This is a genomic window from Lactobacillus helveticus (assembly GCF_046109915.1).
GTDB lineage: Bacteria > Bacillota > Bacilli > Lactobacillales > Lactobacillaceae > Lactobacillus > Lactobacillus helveticus.
On the sequence record NZ_CP151471.1, the window covers coordinates 503961 to 521799 of the forward strand.

19 protein-coding genes and 2 pseudogenes are annotated in these 17839 nt (G+C 35.1%); 7 read left to right on the plus strand and 14 right to left on the minus strand.

The genetic code is table 11. The annotated features are described in order from the left end of the window. Window positions 1-28: 28 nt before the first annotated feature. Together parC and parE are read right to left on the minus strand one after the other, a co-directional pair. Entirely contained in the window at window positions 29-2485 is a 2457-nt protein-coding gene (parC, locus tag AADV52_RS02585; protein ID WP_014918721.1) for a DNA topoisomerase IV subunit A, read from the minus strand. Between the two features lie 16 nt (window positions 2486-2501). Further along, window positions 2502-4448 (minus strand): DNA topoisomerase IV subunit B, encoded by a 1947-nt coding sequence (gene parE / locus AADV52_RS02590; protein WP_014918722.1) that lies wholly within the window; start codon window positions 4446-4448, stop codon window positions 2502-2504. A 96-nt stretch (window positions 4449-4544) separates the two neighbouring features. Here parE and plsY point away from each other — a divergent pair, with 96 nt between their 5' ends. Continuing rightward, window positions 4545-5174 (plus strand): glycerol-3-phosphate 1-O-acyltransferase PlsY, encoded by a 630-nt coding sequence (plsY, locus tag AADV52_RS02595; protein ID WP_014918723.1) that lies wholly within the window; start codon window positions 4545-4547, stop codon window positions 5172-5174. 96 nt (window positions 5175-5270) lie between these two features. On the opposite strand, the pseudogene AADV52_RS02600 reads toward plsY, so the two are convergent. The 3 genes and pseudogenes from AADV52_RS02600 to AADV52_RS02610 form a co-directional block, all read right to left on the minus strand. After that, window positions 5271-6772 (minus strand): annotated as a pseudogene (locus tag AADV52_RS02600) (DEAD/DEAH box helicase); the annotation flags it as partial. Window positions 6773-6824: 52 nt separating this feature from the next. After that, on the minus strand, window positions 6825-7292 hold the full coding sequence (locus tag AADV52_RS02605) for a Dps family protein (protein WP_014563522.1): 468 nt from the start codon (window positions 7290-7292) through the stop codon (window positions 6825-6827). A gap of 88 nt (window positions 7293-7380) precedes the next feature. After that, on the minus strand, window positions 7381-7899 hold the full coding sequence (locus AADV52_RS02610) for an N-acetyltransferase GCN5 (RefSeq protein ID WP_003628775.1): 519 nt from the start codon (window positions 7897-7899) through the stop codon (window positions 7381-7383). 214 nt (window positions 7900-8113) lie between these two features. Between AADV52_RS02610 and AADV52_RS02615 the strand changes: the two genes are divergently transcribed. Then, complete coding sequence (locus AADV52_RS02615) at window positions 8114-8329, plus strand: hypothetical protein (protein ID WP_227028473.1); 216 nt, start codon at window positions 8114-8116, stop codon at window positions 8327-8329. Between the two features lie 6 nt (window positions 8330-8335). After that, complete coding sequence (locus AADV52_RS02620; RefSeq protein WP_227028474.1) at window positions 8336-8881, plus strand: hypothetical protein; 546 nt, start codon at window positions 8336-8338, stop codon at window positions 8879-8881. Here the strand turns inward: AADV52_RS02620 and AADV52_RS02625 are convergent. After that, window positions 8864-9721, minus strand: coding sequence for an IS982 family transposase (locus AADV52_RS02625; protein ID WP_014918709.1), 858 nt, complete (start codon window positions 9719-9721; stop codon window positions 8864-8866). The two genes, AADV52_RS02620 and AADV52_RS02625, sit on opposite strands and share 18 nt — an antisense overlap. Window positions 9722-9936: 215 nt before the next feature. Between AADV52_RS02625 and AADV52_RS02630 the strand changes: the two genes are divergently transcribed. From AADV52_RS02630 to AADV52_RS02645, 4 genes are all read left to right on the plus strand, one after another. Then, the gene (locus AADV52_RS02630) at window positions 9937-10587 is read left to right on the plus strand and encodes a Sir2 silent information regulator family NAD-dependent deacetylase (RefSeq protein WP_014918726.1); all 651 of its coding nucleotides are present in this window, start codon (window positions 9937-9939) and stop codon (window positions 10585-10587) included. Window positions 10588-10701: 114 nt separating this feature from the next. Next, entirely contained in the window at window positions 10702-11961 is a 1260-nt protein-coding gene (locus AADV52_RS02635) for an ISL3 family transposase (RefSeq protein WP_126096179.1), read from the plus strand. Between the two features lie 262 nt (window positions 11962-12223). After that, complete coding sequence (locus AADV52_RS02640; protein WP_126096183.1) at window positions 12224-13453, plus strand: IS110-like element ISLhe4 family transposase; 1230 nt, start codon at window positions 12224-12226, stop codon at window positions 13451-13453. A 384-nt stretch (window positions 13454-13837) separates the two neighbouring features. Then, on the plus strand, window positions 13838-14515 hold the full coding sequence (locus tag AADV52_RS02645; protein WP_014918731.1) for a cupin domain-containing protein: 678 nt from the start codon (window positions 13838-13840) through the stop codon (window positions 14513-14515). Here AADV52_RS02645 and AADV52_RS02650 read toward each other — a convergent pair. From AADV52_RS02650 to AADV52_RS02685, 8 genes and pseudogenes are all read right to left on the minus strand, one after another. Continuing rightward, window positions 14458-14645 (minus strand): annotated as a pseudogene (locus AADV52_RS02650) (DUF711 family protein); the annotation flags it as partial. The gene AADV52_RS02645 and the pseudogene AADV52_RS02650 sit on opposite strands and share 58 nt — an antisense overlap. Window positions 14646-14668: 23 nt before the next feature. Then, entirely contained in the window at window positions 14669-14935 is a 267-nt protein-coding gene (locus AADV52_RS02655; protein ID WP_014918732.1) for an ACT domain-containing protein, read from the minus strand. Between the two features lie 155 nt (window positions 14936-15090). Beyond that, window positions 15091-15849 (minus strand): NADPH-dependent oxidoreductase, encoded by a 759-nt coding sequence (locus AADV52_RS02660; protein WP_014918733.1) that lies wholly within the window; start codon window positions 15847-15849, stop codon window positions 15091-15093. A gap of 151 nt (window positions 15850-16000) precedes the next feature. Then, the gene (locus tag AADV52_RS02665) at window positions 16001-16234 is read right to left on the minus strand and encodes an alpha/beta hydrolase (protein WP_023061129.1); all 234 of its coding nucleotides are present in this window, start codon (window positions 16232-16234) and stop codon (window positions 16001-16003) included. Further along, entirely contained in the window at window positions 16224-16367 is a 144-nt protein-coding gene (locus AADV52_RS02670; protein ID WP_023061128.1) for a hypothetical protein, read from the minus strand. The genes AADV52_RS02665 and AADV52_RS02670 overlap by 11 nt, the downstream gene beginning before the upstream one ends. Beyond that, window positions 16348-16548 (minus strand): hypothetical protein, encoded by a 201-nt coding sequence (locus AADV52_RS02675; RefSeq protein WP_014918734.1) that lies wholly within the window; start codon window positions 16546-16548, stop codon window positions 16348-16350. Before AADV52_RS02675 ends, AADV52_RS02670 begins: the two co-directional genes overlap by 20 nt. Then, complete coding sequence (locus AADV52_RS02680; RefSeq protein ID WP_014918735.1) at window positions 16549-17157, minus strand: alpha/beta hydrolase; 609 nt, start codon at window positions 17155-17157, stop codon at window positions 16549-16551. Window positions 17158-17312: 155 nt separating this feature from the next. Next, the gene (locus AADV52_RS02685) at window positions 17313-17831 is read right to left on the minus strand and encodes a GNAT family N-acetyltransferase (RefSeq protein ID WP_014918736.1); all 519 of its coding nucleotides are present in this window, start codon (window positions 17829-17831) and stop codon (window positions 17313-17315) included. Window positions 17832-17839: the final 8 nt, after the last annotated feature.

Consider the following 17839-nt stretch of genomic DNA (forward strand, 5'->3'; position numbering starts at 1 on the left):
AAAATGTTATTAAATAATAAACAAAATATTAATTTTGGCTGCTAATTGGTCGCCCTAATTCGATATTCTTTGGTGTACCATCTACTGTCGTATCAATAACAAATGAGCCATTTGAATAACGGTCGCCTAAAGGATATTCAGTAGTTTTAATTTCGATATTGCGATCACTAGAAGTAGTAACATGTAGGATATGATCTTGAGCATATGGCATTAAAGCCACAATTCTATGTGGTTTTGTCTTTAATTCGCGTAAGACTAATACACCACGTTTGGCACGAGAAACTTTATTGACTAAAGAAAGTTTAAACTGTTTAAAGGCACCACGTTGAGTAATCAAACCAACATGCATCAAATCAAGATATTTGCTATCAACTAAAACGTAACCAACTATATAGTCGTCATCTTTAAGATTTACAGATTTAACCCCAACAGCTTTAGAACCTGATGTTGGAATTTCACTAATATTATATCTAACTGCATATGCACGATGGGTAAATAAAGTAATCTCCTTCTTATCAGTAGGATTGATTAAATTTACGCCGATCAACATGCTATCTTTATTCTTTAATTTAATAGCTGTCATTGCACGAGATTTGTAAGTTCTAGTTGGTTGTAAATTAGTTAATTCGAGTTGCTTAATATAACCATCGTTAGTAGCAAGAATAAAGTTTTTATTTATATCTAGACTATCAAATACAAATACACGGATAATTTGCTCATCGCTGTCTAACCCAATTTCTTGAGAAAGGTGTTGTCCAGTCTCTTTCCATTTAGTTTCTACCAATTCATGAACTGGTCGGTAGATAACATTACCATGGTTGGTAAACAGATAGAGGTTGGATAAAGTAGATAAGGTGTTTTCATAAATTACTTTATCCCCATCTGGCAAACCGTTATCAGCATCATCAGTAGATTGGTATGATCTCAAGGAAGAACGCTTTAAGTAACCATCACGACTAATTAATACGCGTACTTGCTCATCAGCAACTAATGCTTTTTCATCAATCTTAACTTTAGCACTCTCTTCTGAAATTTCAGTACGACGAGGACTAGCAAATTCCTTTTTTACTGCTGATAATTCTTTGATAATTTTTTTTTCTAATGTCTTTCGATCTGATAAAAGCTTGCGATATTTTTCAGCAAGCTTATTGAGCTTACTTTGTTCAGCAATTAACTCATTTACATCGGTATTTGTTAATCTGTAAAGCTGTAAAGAAACAATTGCCTCAGCTTGATTTGCAGTAAATTTATATTTAGCAATTAAGTTCTTTTTAGCATCAGCTTTATTTTTAGAAGCACGAATAGTCTTAATAACTTGGTCAAGAATATCCATTGCATGGATTAATCCTTGAATGATTTCTAAACGTGCTTCAGCCTTGTTTAAGTCAAATTTAGTTCGTTTAGTTACAACATCTTCTTCATGTTCTAAGTAAGATGATAAGATTCGCTTTAATCCTACTTGAACAGGAGTCATATGATCAATTGCGACCATATTGAAGTTGTATGAAACTTGTAAATCAGTATTTTTAAATAAATAATTTAGAATGTTTTGCGCATCGGCATCTTTTTTCAGTTCGATAACGATTGATAAACCGTGACGATCAGTTTCATCACGTACTTCTGCAATACCATCAATTTCTTTATTTAATCGAATTTCATCTATTTTTTTGACTAAAAGGGCTTTATTAACATCAAATGGAATTTCAGTTGCAACGATTTCCTGACGATGTCCACGAATTTCTTGAATGCTGGTTTTCGCTCTAACTTGAATACGGCCTCTACCAGTTTCATAAGCTTCTTTAATACCTTGGGTCCCCATCACAATAGCACCAGTAGGGAAATCTGGACCTTTTACAAATTGCATTAGATCTGCTAATGAAGCATCAGGATGTTTTAACAGATAAATAGTAGCATCAATTACTTCGCCTAGATTATGTGGTGGGATTTCAGTAGCATAACCTGCGGAAATTCCTGTTGAGCCATTAACTAATAAATTGGGAAAACGTGCTGGTAAAACTGTTGGTTCATATTCACTGTCATCAAAATTAAGAACCATTTTGACAGTTTGCTTATCAATATCTTGCAAAAGCATATTGGATATTTTGTTTAAGCGAGATTCAGTATAACGCATGGCTGCAGGGCCATCGCCATCCATTGAACCATTATTTCCGTGCATTTCGACTAATGGTTCGCGCATTTTCCAATCCTGTGATAAGTGAACTAAGGCTCCATAAATGGAACTATCACCATGTGGGTGGAAATTACCCATGATATTACCAACGGCTTTAGCAGCCTTTTTAAACGGTTTGTCATAAGTGTTCCCATCTTGATACATTGCATAAAGAATGCGTCGTTGAACAGGCTTTAATCCATCACGAATATCGGGTAAAGCCCGTTCTTGAATAATATACTTGGAATATCGTCCAAAACGCTCGCCCATAACTTGTTCAAGCGGCATTTCACGAATTCGTTCTTTTGTGGCCATTAATTAAAAACCTTCTTTAATCATCTTCTGATTCTAAGATTGAGCTATCTTCGCCCATTCTAAATTTAACGTTTTCTTCAATCCATTTTCTTCTGGCAGCAACTTTATCACCCATTAAGGTAGTTACTCGTCTTTCAGCAAGGGCAGCATCGTCAATTTTTACTCGGATTAACATTCTGGATTCAGGATTCATAGTTGTTTGCCAAAGTTGTTCAGCATTCATTTCACCCAATCCTTTGAAACGTTGTAATGAATAACCGCGTTTCATTGCTTTTTCATCTTCTGCAAGTTCTTCATCTGTCCAAGCATATTGAATTTGTGCCTTCTTACCACGGCCCTTTTGCAAGCGATAAAGAGGTGGAAGAGCAATATATATCTTTCCTTTTTCGATCATTGGGCGCATATAGCGATAGAAAAAGGTTAAAAGCAGGATCTGAATGTGAGCACCATCGTCATCGGCGTCAGTCATGATGATAACTTTGTCGTAGTTTGAATCATCAACATTAAATTCAGCGCCTACGCCAGCGCCGATAGTATAAATCATAGTGTTGATTTCTTCGTTTTTAAAGATATCTTGCAATTTAGCCTTTTGAGTATTTAAGACTTTACCACGTAAAGGCAAGATTGCTTGGAAGCGTCGATCACGGCCTTGCTTTGCTGAACCACCGGCAGAATCACCCTCAACTAGGAATAATTCATTCTTTTTAGGATTGCGTGATTGGGCAGGAGTTAACTTACCAGAAAGAACTTCTTTTTTGCGTCTCTTTTTACCATTATGGCTTTCATCTCTAGCTTTTTTGGCAGCTTCACGTGCATCCCTAGCTCGTTGTGCCTTTTTAACCAATTCCTGAGCTAATTCACCATTCTCCATTAAATAGTAAGACATCTTCTTATAAACGAGTAAATCAACTGCAGAACGTGCTTGAGGAGTACCTAATTTACCTTTGGTTTGACCTTCAAATTCAAGCAATTCTTCTGGAATTTTTACTGATAAAACAGCGCTTAAACCTTCACGATAATCTGATCCATCAATATTTTTATCTTTTTTACCAAGCAACCCTTGCTTTTTGGCATAATCATTGAAAGCACGAGTAAATCCACTACGTGCACCAGATTCATGCGTTCCACCATCACCAGTACGAACGTTGTTAACAAAAGATACTAGATTTTCTGAATATCCATCACTGTATTGACCGGAAAATTCAATCTCCATGCCGTCTTGTTTTCCCTCAAAATAGAAAACATCACTAATAGTTCCTTTACCCTCATTTAGGTAAGAAACAAAAGATTTGATTCCATCATCATACTGAAATACATCATGATGTTCAGGATCACGTTCATCAGTTAAAACAAATTTAACTCCTTTAAGCAAAAAGGCAGATTCTCGAATACGTTCCTGAATAGTCCCATACTTATACTTAGTTGTTGAAAAAATCATGGCATCTGGTTTAAAAGTAATTGTCGTACCAGTAGGATCTTTAGTTTTTCCTAAGCACTTAAGAGTTCCAATGGGATGTCCACCCTTTTCAAACTCTTCTTCATATGCTTTACCATCTCGAACAACACGTACTTTCATATAGCTTGAAAGTGCATTTACTACGGAAGAACCTACACCGTGAAGTCCACCAGAAGTTTTATAATTTTGCTCGGTAAACTTACCACCGGCATGGAGCACGGTCAGAATAACTTCAATAGTTGGTTTTCCTGACTTATGCATCCCTGTAGGCATTCCACGTCCAAAGTCTCTTATAGTTACACTATTATCTTTATGAATAGTTACATCAATTTCTTTACCAAAGCCGGCCATAGCCTCATCAACTGAGTTATCGACTATTTCATAAACCAATTGATTAAGTCCATGTATATCGGTTGAACCTATATACATACCTGGTCGTTTACGAACGGCTTCCAGTCCATGTAATATTTGAATTGAAGAATCATCATAATTATTAGCTTTTGCCACTAAAAAATCCCCCATTTAATTAATAATTCACCAACACCGTATATTTAAAGAATAATCTTTGCTAAAATAGCGATAGATTAATAGGAGTTGTTGAATATGTTTGCATTAAAATTTGCATCGTTGTTTATTTTAGCATACTTGATCGGATCTTTTCCGACGGGTGCATTGGTAGGAAAGATCTTCTTTCACAAAGATATAAGAAAGTATGGCTCTGGCAACATAGGTACTACCAATACCTTCAGAGTATTGGGTCCTGTAGCTGGAATTATCGTCTTCTTAGTTGATTTTTTCAAAGGAACAATAGCTACTACGTTACTACCAGTCTTGTTTCATCTAGGACCTCATTATCTCTGTTTGATTTTTGGTTTAGCTGCTATTTTAGGTCATGCCTTCCCTATCTTTTTAAATTTTAAGGGAGGCAAAGCTGTTGCTACCTCAGCCGGTTTCTTATTAGGATATAATGTCCATTTCTTTTTAATTTGTGCAGTCATCTTTTTCCCAATCTTGTTTATTACAAGTATGGTCTCATTAACTAGCCTAATCTCAGTAGTTTTGATTTTTATAGCTTCGTTCTTCTTCCACGACCTTGCCTTGAGCATTATCAGTGGATTACTCATAATCTTAATCTACTGGAGTCATCGAAGCAATATCGTCCGTCTTAAACATCATCAAGAAAATATGGTGCCATTCGGATTGTATTATTGGTATTATAAAAAGCATCACTAAAATTAAACTAAATATAAAACCAGCAAGTGTATATCTTGTTGGTTTTTTGTTACTTTTTTATTATACCTATGCAAACAATAGTTCGCAAGTGCGAAATCATTTTAAGATTTTTAACAAACTTTCTCTGTTCATCGTGGCTTGCGCCATGCCATCGTTATCTAAGATTATTTTTGCTAGGTCTGCTTTTTTGTGTTGCAAAGAAATAATCTTCTCTTCAATACTATTCCGGGTAACCATTTTATAAATCTTGACAGTGTGCTTTTGTCCCATTCGATGAGCACAATCGCTTGCTTGATTTTCGGCAGCTAAGTTCCACCTGCTTTAAGTGAGATCAAGAAAATGGCAGGTTTATCTAATGAATTGAACTGATGAATTTTATCCTGTCGTTCCTTTTTAGCCGTTGCTCCGGTAATGACAAAAATAGGAACTTTTAATTTACGGAGTTTGTTTTAGATAATCTCTAGCATTGAAGTGAATTGAGAAAATAGTAAAATTTTATGTCCATTTTCCAAATTAGCTTTAATCAAATCAATAGTCGCAATTAATTTACCTGAATTGCCGTGATAATTCTCATATAACAAGTGAGGATCACAGCATATCTCGCGCAACTTAGTAATCTGAGCAAAAATTTCAAAATGAGCGCGTTTAAACTCTGCATCCCCTTGGCAAGACAATTCAGCAATTAATTTCTGCGTTTGCAGTTTATATAATTCGGATTGTTTAGATCCCATATTAACATAAACAATCTCTTCTTCCTTTGCGGGCAAATCATTCAGAACGTCTTTCTTTAGTCGATGCAAAATGAATGGAGTAACCATTTCAACCAATTGTTTTTCGGCTTCTTCATCCTCATCCTTAATTATTGGTAGTTCAAACTTTTTCTTAAAATCTAAGTATGATCCTAAAAAGTTGGGCATTAAATAATCAAAAACACTCCATAATTCACTTAATTTGTTTTCTATCGGTGTTCCGGTTAAAGCGAGTTTATGATGAGCTTTAATTACTTTAACGGATTGAGCTGTAATCGATTGATGATTCTTAATATTTTGGGCTTCATCAAGGATCTGTATATTAAAAACAAGTTTTTGATAAGCTTCTAAGTCACGGTTTAAAGATTGGTATGAAGTAATCAATAGATCATATTTGGATGCATTGGCTAAAATTTGTGTTCGTTCTTTTTTAGTTCCACCAAGCACAGCGGTTTTAAGTTCGGGCACAAATTTTTGTGCCTCATTCTGCCAGTTATAGATAACTGATGCTGGAGCTACTACTAAATTGGTACTGTCTTTCTTTTGGTGAGCTAACAATAAGGATATTACTTGTATTGTCTTACCTAATCCCATTTCATCAGCTAGAATGCCGCCAAAATTGTAATTAACTAGTGTATTAAGCCAATTGAAACCCTCTTTTTGATATGGACGTAATACATTTTTAAGTTTATCTGGCAATTTATTTTGTTTTAGTTCATTTTTATTTAGATCTTTAATTAACTGATTAAAAGATTCATTGCTTGAAAAATGCAAAGAATTAGCCTTCCGCATTTCTTTAGCAAAGTAAAAGGAGCGGTAAGCGGGCAATTGCAATTTACCGATGATAAAAAAAGACAGTAAGCAAAAATTATCGCTTACTGCCTTTTTATTTTAGATTTAATTATTCGTCAATGTTAGGTGCTTGATTAATCTCAGCTGCCATCATCCAAATTCTCTTTTCAAGATCATTGTGACAAGTAGTTAAGATATCACTTGAACTGTAGTCTCCTTCTTCATCTGCAGCTTTGATACCTTTTTCGTAAAGGTGTGCCAAGTGATGATAACCATCAACGATAGTAGCAAAACGCTCAGTAGTAGGTGTACCCCACTTGCCAGGATGAGCTTCAATGGTTGAATGATCTACCATTTCTGCCAAGCTAGAGTATGGAGAGCCATCAATAGTAATTAATCTTTCAGCGATCAAATCACGTTGATCGTCTAATTCAGACATTACATCATCTAAGTATGGGTGTAAGTTTAAAAATTCTGGTCCACGCATGTACCAGTGTTGTTGACGTACTACCATTTGTAATTGACTAAGATCAGCAACTGCTTGATTTAAAATTTCTTTGGTCTTTTGATATTGCATAAAACTAATCTCCTTTGACCTGAAAACTATTAATAATAGCGTTCATCACTATGGTAGCAAATACAAAGTGATTAGTAAACTAATATGGTTATAAATTTAATTCAAATGCTACTCTTTCGGGGTCAATTGGGTCTTCTACCTTTATTGTCCCTCTTTCAATAAATCCGTGGCTTTTAGCAAGATGTTGCATAATTGCATTCTTTTTAAAGGTATCAATTCTGAAGTTAAATATATTATTTGCTACTTGCAGTGAAATTAAATTGGAGAAAAAGTAATTTCCTAGATGCATCCCGCGGTATTGATTGCTAATAGCCATACGGTGAATAGTTGCATACTTATCTTGTTCATTTTGCCATTGTCCATCTATTACTTGATAAGTAGGTTCAATTCCTGCGATTACTGCAGCATATCCTGCTACATGATGATCAACGATTAAAACATAACCCACATTCTTCTTTATATCTTGCGTAATAGTTTCTTCATTGGGATATCCACTTTGCCATTGTGTGCTACCAGCTTTCTTTAAGAATGCTTTAGCATCATCGATTACTGGCACAATTTTGTTAATATCATTTATTTTTGCTTTTCTAGCGTAAATGAGTGTCATGTATTTTATCCCCCTTTTTTATATTTTAATCAAACTATACGAAACTAAGATATAGAGGTCAAATTCACTACATTATTTTGAATCTGTCCATTATCTGACGTTTTGCTATGAATGTGCTTAACTGCCTATTCACTTTAACATATGATGTTTACATCAAGTCCTATACAGGATGTATGAAAGTAATCAATCTATTAAAAAATGAGGTAAACATTGTATGAATAAAATTGATGAATTGATAAAACATGTGAAAGAGGCAGATACCATAATTGTAGGAGCAGGAAGCGGAATGTCCAATGCGGCAGGAATGGATTTTTGGTATTCTGCAAGTCCCCTATTTATGAAGCATATGAAGTATTTTTATGATAAATATCATTTTGCAGGCATTTTTAATGGCTTTTATACTCGTTTTGATTCTAAAGAGGAACACTAGGCTTTTATGCTTGAATCATTAAAAATGATCCTCAATATTCCACCGCAGAAGCCAACTTATGAGTATCTTAAAAAGTTAATCGGCAATAAGCCAGTTCATTTTGTAACTACTAATCAGGATACTCTTTTTAAGAAGTTTTTCCCAAGTGATCAAGTAAGTGAAATTCAGGGATCATGGGATTATTATCAGGCTTCTGATACTAGTACAGATCAAAAACTCTATAGTACTAAAAAGATGGTTGCAGAGTTATTGCCTAAAGTTAAAGATCATTGCCTACCAACTGAATTAATTCCTAAAAGTGATATTAATGGGTCTGAACTTATTCTTGGAGCACGTGGTCCGCAATTTTTAGAAGGAAAAAGATATTTTGAAGAACATCAGAAGTGGAATAAATTTATGGCTGATCACTGCAGTGAAAAGATTCTGTTTCTTGAAATGGGTGTTGGTCGTATGACACCGATGTTTATTCAGGAGCCATTCTGGGAAATGACCCAATATTTAAAGCATTCTTTTTATATTAATATACGCGTGGTGCTAGTTAAATCGTTCTAGACAATAAGCCAAATTATAAGCTAAAATTGCAATTTCTAACCGGCTTTGAAAGCCTATCAGACTACGTGCTCGATTGTTCTCGGCATTGTAATAGGTCAGAAGCGAAAAGTCGCTTTCTATTGTTCTGCGAATAGCCATCAATTGATGATCATTGTGCTTTTTAGCTCCTGTCATATTTTTACGATATGGTGTCCAAAGTTCATAACCCATTTGTTTTAGCTGTTGATGCAGTTCTTTGCCTAAATAGCCTTCGTCGCCAAGAAGATAGTAATTAGATGGATGGGTATTTTCCATCAGTTCAACTGTCTCCCTGGCATCATGAACTGATGCTTTTGTTACTACATAATCAAGAATGTAACCGTCATCGCTAACAATGGCATGAACTTTGAAACCATAAAAGTAAATTTTCTTGGTGGCCTTATAACCAATGTTGGCATAACCGCGAAAAATTTTAGCACGATAGTTGCGAATTGGTTGGCAAACAGGTACCGGAAAGCTGTCAATGATCAAGAACTGTCCATTCAGGTCAACCTTTTTATTCATTTCTTGCCGTATCTGATAAATCAATTGCAATAGCTGACGTGAACGTCGATTAAAACGTGAGTGTGATAAACAATTGAAACATTCACAGAATCTTCTTTGTGATTCAATTCCTGTCTTAGCTTGCCAGATAAGTAAAGCCAAAATCAGACTGTCCGTAGCTTTTACCCGGTTGATGTTTCGCCGTTGACTAAATTCAGCCGGAGCAGATAAACGATACCAGTGCCGACAAATTATCACTAAATCTTTAAAACTAACTTGTAAATGGTGGCTAAAACGCTTAAGCTTAAGGCAGTTCAATCAGATCAGACTCTTTTCTATTGAATACTACAACTTGAGTCTAGTCCGATTGGACTTTTTTATTAACTAAAACGATTTAACTAGCACCACGCGTATTAATATCAATCCTAAAGATGCTATGACTAATCCAATGATTCATGATCGTTCTTTATTAATTGGGGATGATATTAATGAAGTTCTTAAAGAAGTTAGTGCAAAAATTAAGGAGAAAGACAATGACTAATAAAGCTGCAAAGATTGCAAAACAATGGTTGGATGACGCTGATGCTATTTTAGTGACAGCAAGCAATGTACTCTCTATTTCAGAAGGATTGAATTTGTTTGCTAATGATAAAAAGTTGAAAGAAGTACTCGGAGACTTAGTAGACAAATATCATTTACCTAACTTTTTGACTGCTTTTGTTTTTAAATATCCTAATCAGTTAGATTATTGGCGAATGGTAGCCCGAGTTGTCGAGTATTATGGCAATAATTATGAAATAAGCAATTATATGCAAGATATAAAGAAAATCATTGGCAATAAATCCTATTTTGTCTGGACATCTAATATTGACCATCATTTTGCTCTAGCGGGGTTGACTAATTTATTTGAAATTGAAGGCAATTGGTTTGAAGGAGTATGCAGCAACCACCCTGCCGAGCACGGCGTACATTATTTAGCTTCAAAGTTGCACGAAATTTATGAGAAAGATCAAGCTGGGACGCTTACTGAAGCTGATATACCTAAATGTGATGAGTGTGGTGCTCCCCTTGCCTTAAACATGGCTGGTGAAGATTTCCAGATTAATCAAAAACAAGTTCAAGCCTTTCAAGATTTTATTCAAAAATATGAAGATAAAAAATGGCTCTATAATTTTTCCTGTTGATGACTTATCTATATGATAAGCTGTTAACAGGATTTTTTATTGCAAAAAAGAGGACATAGTCCTCTTCAATAAAAATCGTTTCCACACAAATTCTTATAAATAAAGGTGATTTCTATGTCCTCTCTTAATCATTGTATTAAATTCGAGCTTGATGTTAAAGATGAAAATATTGTTTTTAAAGATTATTTCTATAAATCGATCAAACTGCAAAAGCATAAAATCTATGAAGCTGAATTGCTTCAACCTGCTTGTCCTTTCTGCGGCTCCCTAGATCTCTTACACAATGGCCATTTGATTACCAACATTCACTATCCGACAGCTAATGCAAGTTTACCGGTCATTATCAGATTGGCTAAGCAACGAGTTAAATGTCGCGCTTGTGAGCGCTGGTCTATGGCTCAGTCTGAATTGGTAAATAAATACTGTTCTATTTCTAATGCCTCTAAGCTTAAAGTATTGTCAGCTTTAACTGAAGATCGATCTATGACCAGCATTGCCAGCGAAAACAATATTTCAATTAATACTGTTCAAAGAGTACTGGGCAACTGTTCACACCGGTTTATTGATAGCTACGAATATTTGCCAGCTCATTTGGCTTTTGATGAGTTTAAAGGAGTCGACCGTCAGCTGCACTTTATCTGCTTAGACGGCGATAGTCATCAAGTCGTGCAGATTCTTAGAACTCGCTACAAGAAGACGCTGCTTAAGTATTTTGGTCGTTTCTCGCCCCAAGCTAGAGCTAACGTTAAGACGGTCACGATGGATCTTAATTTTTACTATCAAGATATCGTCAGAGCTTGTTTTCCTAACTCTCAGATTGTCATCGATCGTTTTCATATGATTCAAATGCTTACGCGTTCTTTCAACTCACTAAGAGTCCAAGTCATGAAGACCTTTGATAAAAGATCCAGACAGTATCAGCTGCTCAAATCTCCCTGGAAATTATACTTGAAGAAGTTTGATGAGCTTGAAAAAGTTCATCCTCGCTACAACTGGCATTACAAAGACTGCTTAACTCAAGCACAAGTAGTTACAGAAGGCATTAACACCAGCACTGCTTTAGAGAATTCATATAACCTGATGCAAAGCTTTATTCAAGCCGTTGAAACTGGCAATACGCATGAGCTCAAATCGTTAATCAACTGCCAAGATCAAATTGGAACTTTAATGCACAAAACACTATTAACCTTTAAGCATAATCTAAAAGCGGTACTCAACGGAGCAGCTTTGACTTACTCCAATGGCTGCCTTGAAGGCTTCAACCGCAAAATCAAGCAAATCGAACGAACAGCTTTCGGCTATTCCAATTTTATCAATTTATTAACCAGAATTTGTTTAGAGGAAAACTTGTTTAAAGAAAACATACTAACCTAGTGTTGGATTATGAATCGACGGATTCATGATCTGGCACTTTTTATTTTGTCTAAATCTGGCACTTTTTATTTTGTCTAAAATAGAAAGTGAAGATAAAGCAAATAAAGTCTTGGTTCTTTTGGACGTGTAACGTCGCAAAGAAAACGGACTGCTTTACCGCCTATTTATAAGTCTCTTCGAAGTCTGTGGGCACTTGATGCCGAGTTCAGAAAATGAGAATTAATAGGTTGATAAAACTGTTTGTCTTCACTTGGAGGTTAGAATGATGAAACAAAATATTATCTTTGGCATTGATGTTAGCAGTAAATCGTCTACAGTTTGTGTAGTAATTGATCGAATTAAGCAAGGTGAAACCTTTAAGATTACTAATGATTCCTTTGGCTATCAAGATCTATTGGATCGTTTAAATCAATACTTGATCACGCCTTTAGTAGTTTTTGAAGCTACGGGAGTTTATTCATTGAGTTTACAGGCTTTTTTAGAAGATTATCATATCAAGTATTTAAAGCTTAATCCCTTAAAGGCTAAGAAGCTGATGGACAATAATCTAAGGCATAATAAAACCGATAAAGTTGATGCTTATCGGTTAGCTTTAATTCAATTCAATGCGCCACAAAAATTGCGTGCTCCTCAACCTAAGGAATATCATGAACTGCAAAATGCGAGTCGTTATTACGAAGAGCTTACTCAAGCCCTGATAATCAATAAAAATCAGCTCCATCGTAATTTGCAGTCTACTTTTCCTCAGATAGAGAGCATCCTTTCAACTTCATCTGGCAGAGTTTATTGGACGATTGTCAGCTTATTCCCGCATGCCCAATATGTTTTAAATCACAATGAAAACCAGATCTTTCAAAGTTTGTTGGCCATTTCAGGAATTGGCAGACAAAGAGCTCATTATTTAACAACTAGGCTCTATGCCTTAGCCAGACAAGCTTATCCATATGACAATGAAAGCAGTATTACTATTCGAGCAATTCAGCGTAATATTGCCAATTTGCTTTCTCTAAGTGCCGAAAGAGATAATGTGATCAATTATATGGAAAAGCTTGCTATGCAAGCAAATGCACGGTCTTTGAATATCTATGAGAGTATTCCTGGCATTGCCAAAACTACTGCTGTTAGGTTGGTAGCCGAATTAGGTGATTTAAGACGGTTTGATACTTCAGCCCAAATTGATGCCTTTGTTGGCATTGATCCAGGCCGCTATCAATCAGGTGAAAAGGACAGTCATTTAGGAATAACCAAACATGGCAATCACTTAGCTAGAAAGATTCTTTATCGAACAATTACTCAAATGGAAACTGTCAAAGCTACTCAGCCTTGTCATATCACTGATTATTATGATAAGAAAAAACGATCTTCAAATAGCCGGGGCTATAAGAAAATCGCCATTGCATCAGTTCATAAACTGATACGTACAATGTTTGCTCTTATCAAACATGATCAATTATATGATTACAACGTAGCCACACATAACCAAAGACTTTAGTTGAAATCAAATGATCAACTTCAGTATAACAACCTATGAAAAAACTACAAGTACTCATAGGCTTATTTGTGTTACATATAATTATTAATAAATTTAGTTTTCTAACTTAATTAGCTTCATTCGTACCAATAATTCTAATAAAATAATCTATTAAATTATTGATATTACTTGACTTAAGGTAGAAAAAGAACCAAACAGCCTTTTAATGGTTGCCTGATTCTATTCATTTACTCATTATCAACAGGATTTGACAAAGAGCCTAAAAAATTAGTTGTCCTTGAATTAGGGATTGGGCCACGCAATCAAATGATTAAAGCACCAAGCATGTAGCTAGTTGCTACTGCTCCACATGCTCACTATATTACTATCAATAAAGGTGAATTATTGATTCTGAGTCAAATTGCTGAAAAGTCCATTGGATATTCTTCTTCGATTAATGCAGCCTTTAAGGAATTATTAACGGGTAAAAGTTATGGTGCTGAAACGCAAGGCCCTGCCGCTCCTGAGGCTAAGCCTCAATTAACACATGAGCAAAAAGCTAAGCAAGATAAAATTATGCAGCAATTTTACCCTAATTACATGGTAGATAGTGGTATTAGACCAGGCAGCCATCCAATGTATTTAACAATCGATAAGGACCATCCTTCCTTATTGCATACGGTACAATATGGGCAATCTTGGATGTATTCTATTGGGGATGCTGCGATAGTTCATTGCTTTACTCAAAACGGTCAGTATTATAAAGTTAGATTAGGACTTGATAAAAATAAAGATGAAGTTCATGGCTTTTATGCTGATCCAGGAACCTTTATTGCGATTGAAACTGCTGAAAATAATGGAGTTGGATTTTCACAAATCTCTACAGAACTTCCAGATGGTAATGATGGTGCAATTTATGTACCAAGAAAAGATAAATTATTGCAACTATTTCCTGCTCAACGTGATATTAATGAAATAGGTGTAACAGTTATACGCTTATTTGCGATAGGAATCTCATATTCTGTTTCAATTTCTTGTGCTACTTTTACTAAATCTCGAGCTTTAGTCGTGATTTTATCATAAATTTTTTGACAAGCACGATCGCTACACTATCAATGCAATCAAGAAGTGAAATGCCCATTGTAATAGTTCTAACATCGAGATTTTCAGTAGAGAACATTTGATTTGTTTCAAAAATTTGTTTTAACTCCATTATGTTTTTCTCTTTTCTCTGGATTATAGATAGTTCATTGCAGAATAAATTTCTTCATTGCGAAGATTGATTTTGGCGCCCATTTGGTTACCTAAATTATCAAAACGCTTATCAATCTTCTTTAAGTCTTTACCGTCTGTAATTTTTATCATTATGGTTGTTGTAAAATTATTATCCATTAAGTTTTGTGAAATGTTTAAAATATCAATTTCTTCTTCGGCTAAAATTTTACTTATTTGAGCGATAATGCCTATTTTATCTTCGCCACTTATAGTTAAAATAGCTTTCATATGCCATCCCTCTTTTCTCTCTAACCTGATTTTAGGAGAAATAATTAAGATGTACAAGCAATATATATGTACATTAAATACGGAGACAAAATGATATTAATGAAAAAATAAAAATCAGATATTTCATTAGTTCTATGAAATATCTGATTGATTATTTATTTCCAATCTAAGCAAAGACCTTGTTTATGTAGTTCTTCTACCAATTGATCACGATCAGTTTCATGATTATTAAGTTTAGCTCCAGTAATCTGCTTAGTGAAAGAATCAATTCTGCGATTGCTATCACGTAAATCGTAGTAAGTAGTAACTACTTGATCATAATCTTTCAAATCTTTGACATCAAAATCTTTTGGATATGAATTTTCAAAGCAAGTAAATTTAAGTGGCAACCGTGGCTTCAGTTGTGGCTCTTGATCAGCTACGCCTACTTGCATCCCTAAAATAGGAAAAGTCAACTTAGGTAAATCAAGCGTTTCAAGCATTTGCAGAGGATGATCATTAATTGTACCTAAAGGTACATAGCCTAAATTCATACTTTCGACAGCATTTGCTACATTTTGAAAGGCAAGGAGCGTATCTTCCATGGCTTGAAAGAAAATATCAGTTGTATGTACTCTACCATCGTCTTTATTTAATTGAGTTCTGATTTGCTGATTGCGGTAAAGATCAACGATAAAAATAAACAGGTCTCCTTCTGCACCTACGTAGTTTTGACCGCAGAGTTCCTGAATCTTTTTCTTTTTTGCTTCATCGGTAATGTGCAAAAGGGATGCATTTTGCATGAACATACTGGTAGCTGTTCTGCTAAAAACAGTGTATAAAGTTGCTAGTTGTTCTTGATTTAAAGTAATATCCTTAAATTTTCGAATAGATCTGTGGTTGAGTTGGGCATCAATGGTTGGATTATGAATCATGTATTAATCTTCTTTCTAACTATTTGTAAGTCTATTATATTGTAACAGAAGATTAATAAAAACGAACAATGACTTTACTTGATTTTAGAAGATAAAGTCATTGCTCGTTTTTTGTTAGTTATGGAATTATATGGATATATATTATTGATTATTAGAGGTTTTTCTTAAAGAAATTATCAATTTTATCGAATGGAATGTAATCATGATCGCCACCATCATATAGATCGGTGTGAGTAGCGTTAGGTACGATTACTAGTTCTTTATTGTCGCCTTTCAATTTCTTAAAGGTATCTTCACCCATGTAACGTGAGTGAGCTTTTTCACCATGGACGATCAACACCGCATTCTTAAGATCTTCGGGATGAACTAAAATCTTAGTATTCATCCAACCAGGCATACTTTTGTAATACCCAACCTTCGTTAGAGTTAACTGATCGTTTGTGGTAGCCGCGTTTGGTCTTGTAGTAAGCACTGTATTGTTTAACGTAGTCTGGTTGATCATCGAGCTGGATATTCAAAACAGCCGCCAGCTTTAGCAAATTTGCCAGTACCGTATTCCTTGGTTCTTTGTTCTGCAATTTGTTTCTTATTTTGATAACGTTCATCAGCTGTACCTTTGTCGAAGTATCCCCAAGCACCAACACGTGGCATATCGTACATGGTAATAGTCGCAGTTGCCTGGGTCGTTAGCAGCGGCATTTAATGAAATACCACCCCAAAACCGCAAATACCAATAATCCCATCATAGTGTTCAGCCATAGCTACTAAATGGTCGATTTGTGGAAAGTTCTTTTTCCCAGCATTCAATTTAATGTAGGAAGCAACTTCTAAGTTCCCCATTGAGTGAGCTACAATATTAATTTTTGAATAATGATATTTGTTTCTTACTAAATCGATAGCATTTTTAACATAGCGCGCTCCCGTAGAGTCGTATGCATTAGCATATTGTCCATTATATTGTGAGTTAGTCAGCTTATTGTCTGAAAAGTTAACCTCAACTAATGGATTCTTAGCATTCTTCTTAATCTTGCCGATCAACCTGGCATGGCCCTTCTTATTTACATTAACTCTGACAATTGTATTAGTAGCTCCTGCTCTTTTTATTGCTTGAGCCATCGTATCTTCTGCGTGCCAGCTGCTTCCCCAACCATGAAAGAAGAAAGTTGGAACAGTTTTTGAACTAACTTTTACTGGTTGAATCTCTTGAACCGCATTTTCATCATGATTTTGCTTGATCTTAATTCCGGCAACGATTGCGATGATAATAATTAAAATTAAGCTAATAATACCTATCCCCTTTTTCTTCATAAAAATCCCTTCTTGGTGTTTTTTAATGTTGTCTTAATTATATGAACTTCAACTAGTTATGTGAAATACTTATTATCATGGTCAAGCTATAGGTAAAAGTTATATATTATTATTTTGATTAAAAAAGAACCCAGCTAAGCTGAGTTCTATAAAGATTATAAATTCAATTCATATGCAACACGGTAAGGATCAATTGGATCATCATTTTTAATGTTTCCTCGTTTGACAAAGCCAGCATCTTTAACCAAGTGTTGTACGATCTCATTTCTTCTGAAAGTATCAACACGATAGTTTCTAACTCTCTCGGCATAATGTAAAGAGATCAAACTGGAGAGTAAATAACTTGCTAGATGCATCCCCCGATACTCATTGCTGATGGCAACACGGTGGATAGCAACATAAGGATCAAGATCGTTTTTCCATAAACCATCAATTTGATGATAATTGGGATCAGAACCAGAAGCAAGAGCAGTATAACCAGCAATTTTTTGGTCAACAATCAATACCCAGGCAGCATCTTGATCAATATCTGCATTAATTGCATCAGCATCGGGATAACCACTCTGCCATTGTGGATTGCCATCTTCTTTTAAAAACTTTTTGGCTTCGTCAATAATTGGCATAATTTGCTCAAGGTCATTTTTAGCGGCTTTGCGAATGTAAATTAGTGACATAATGTTTC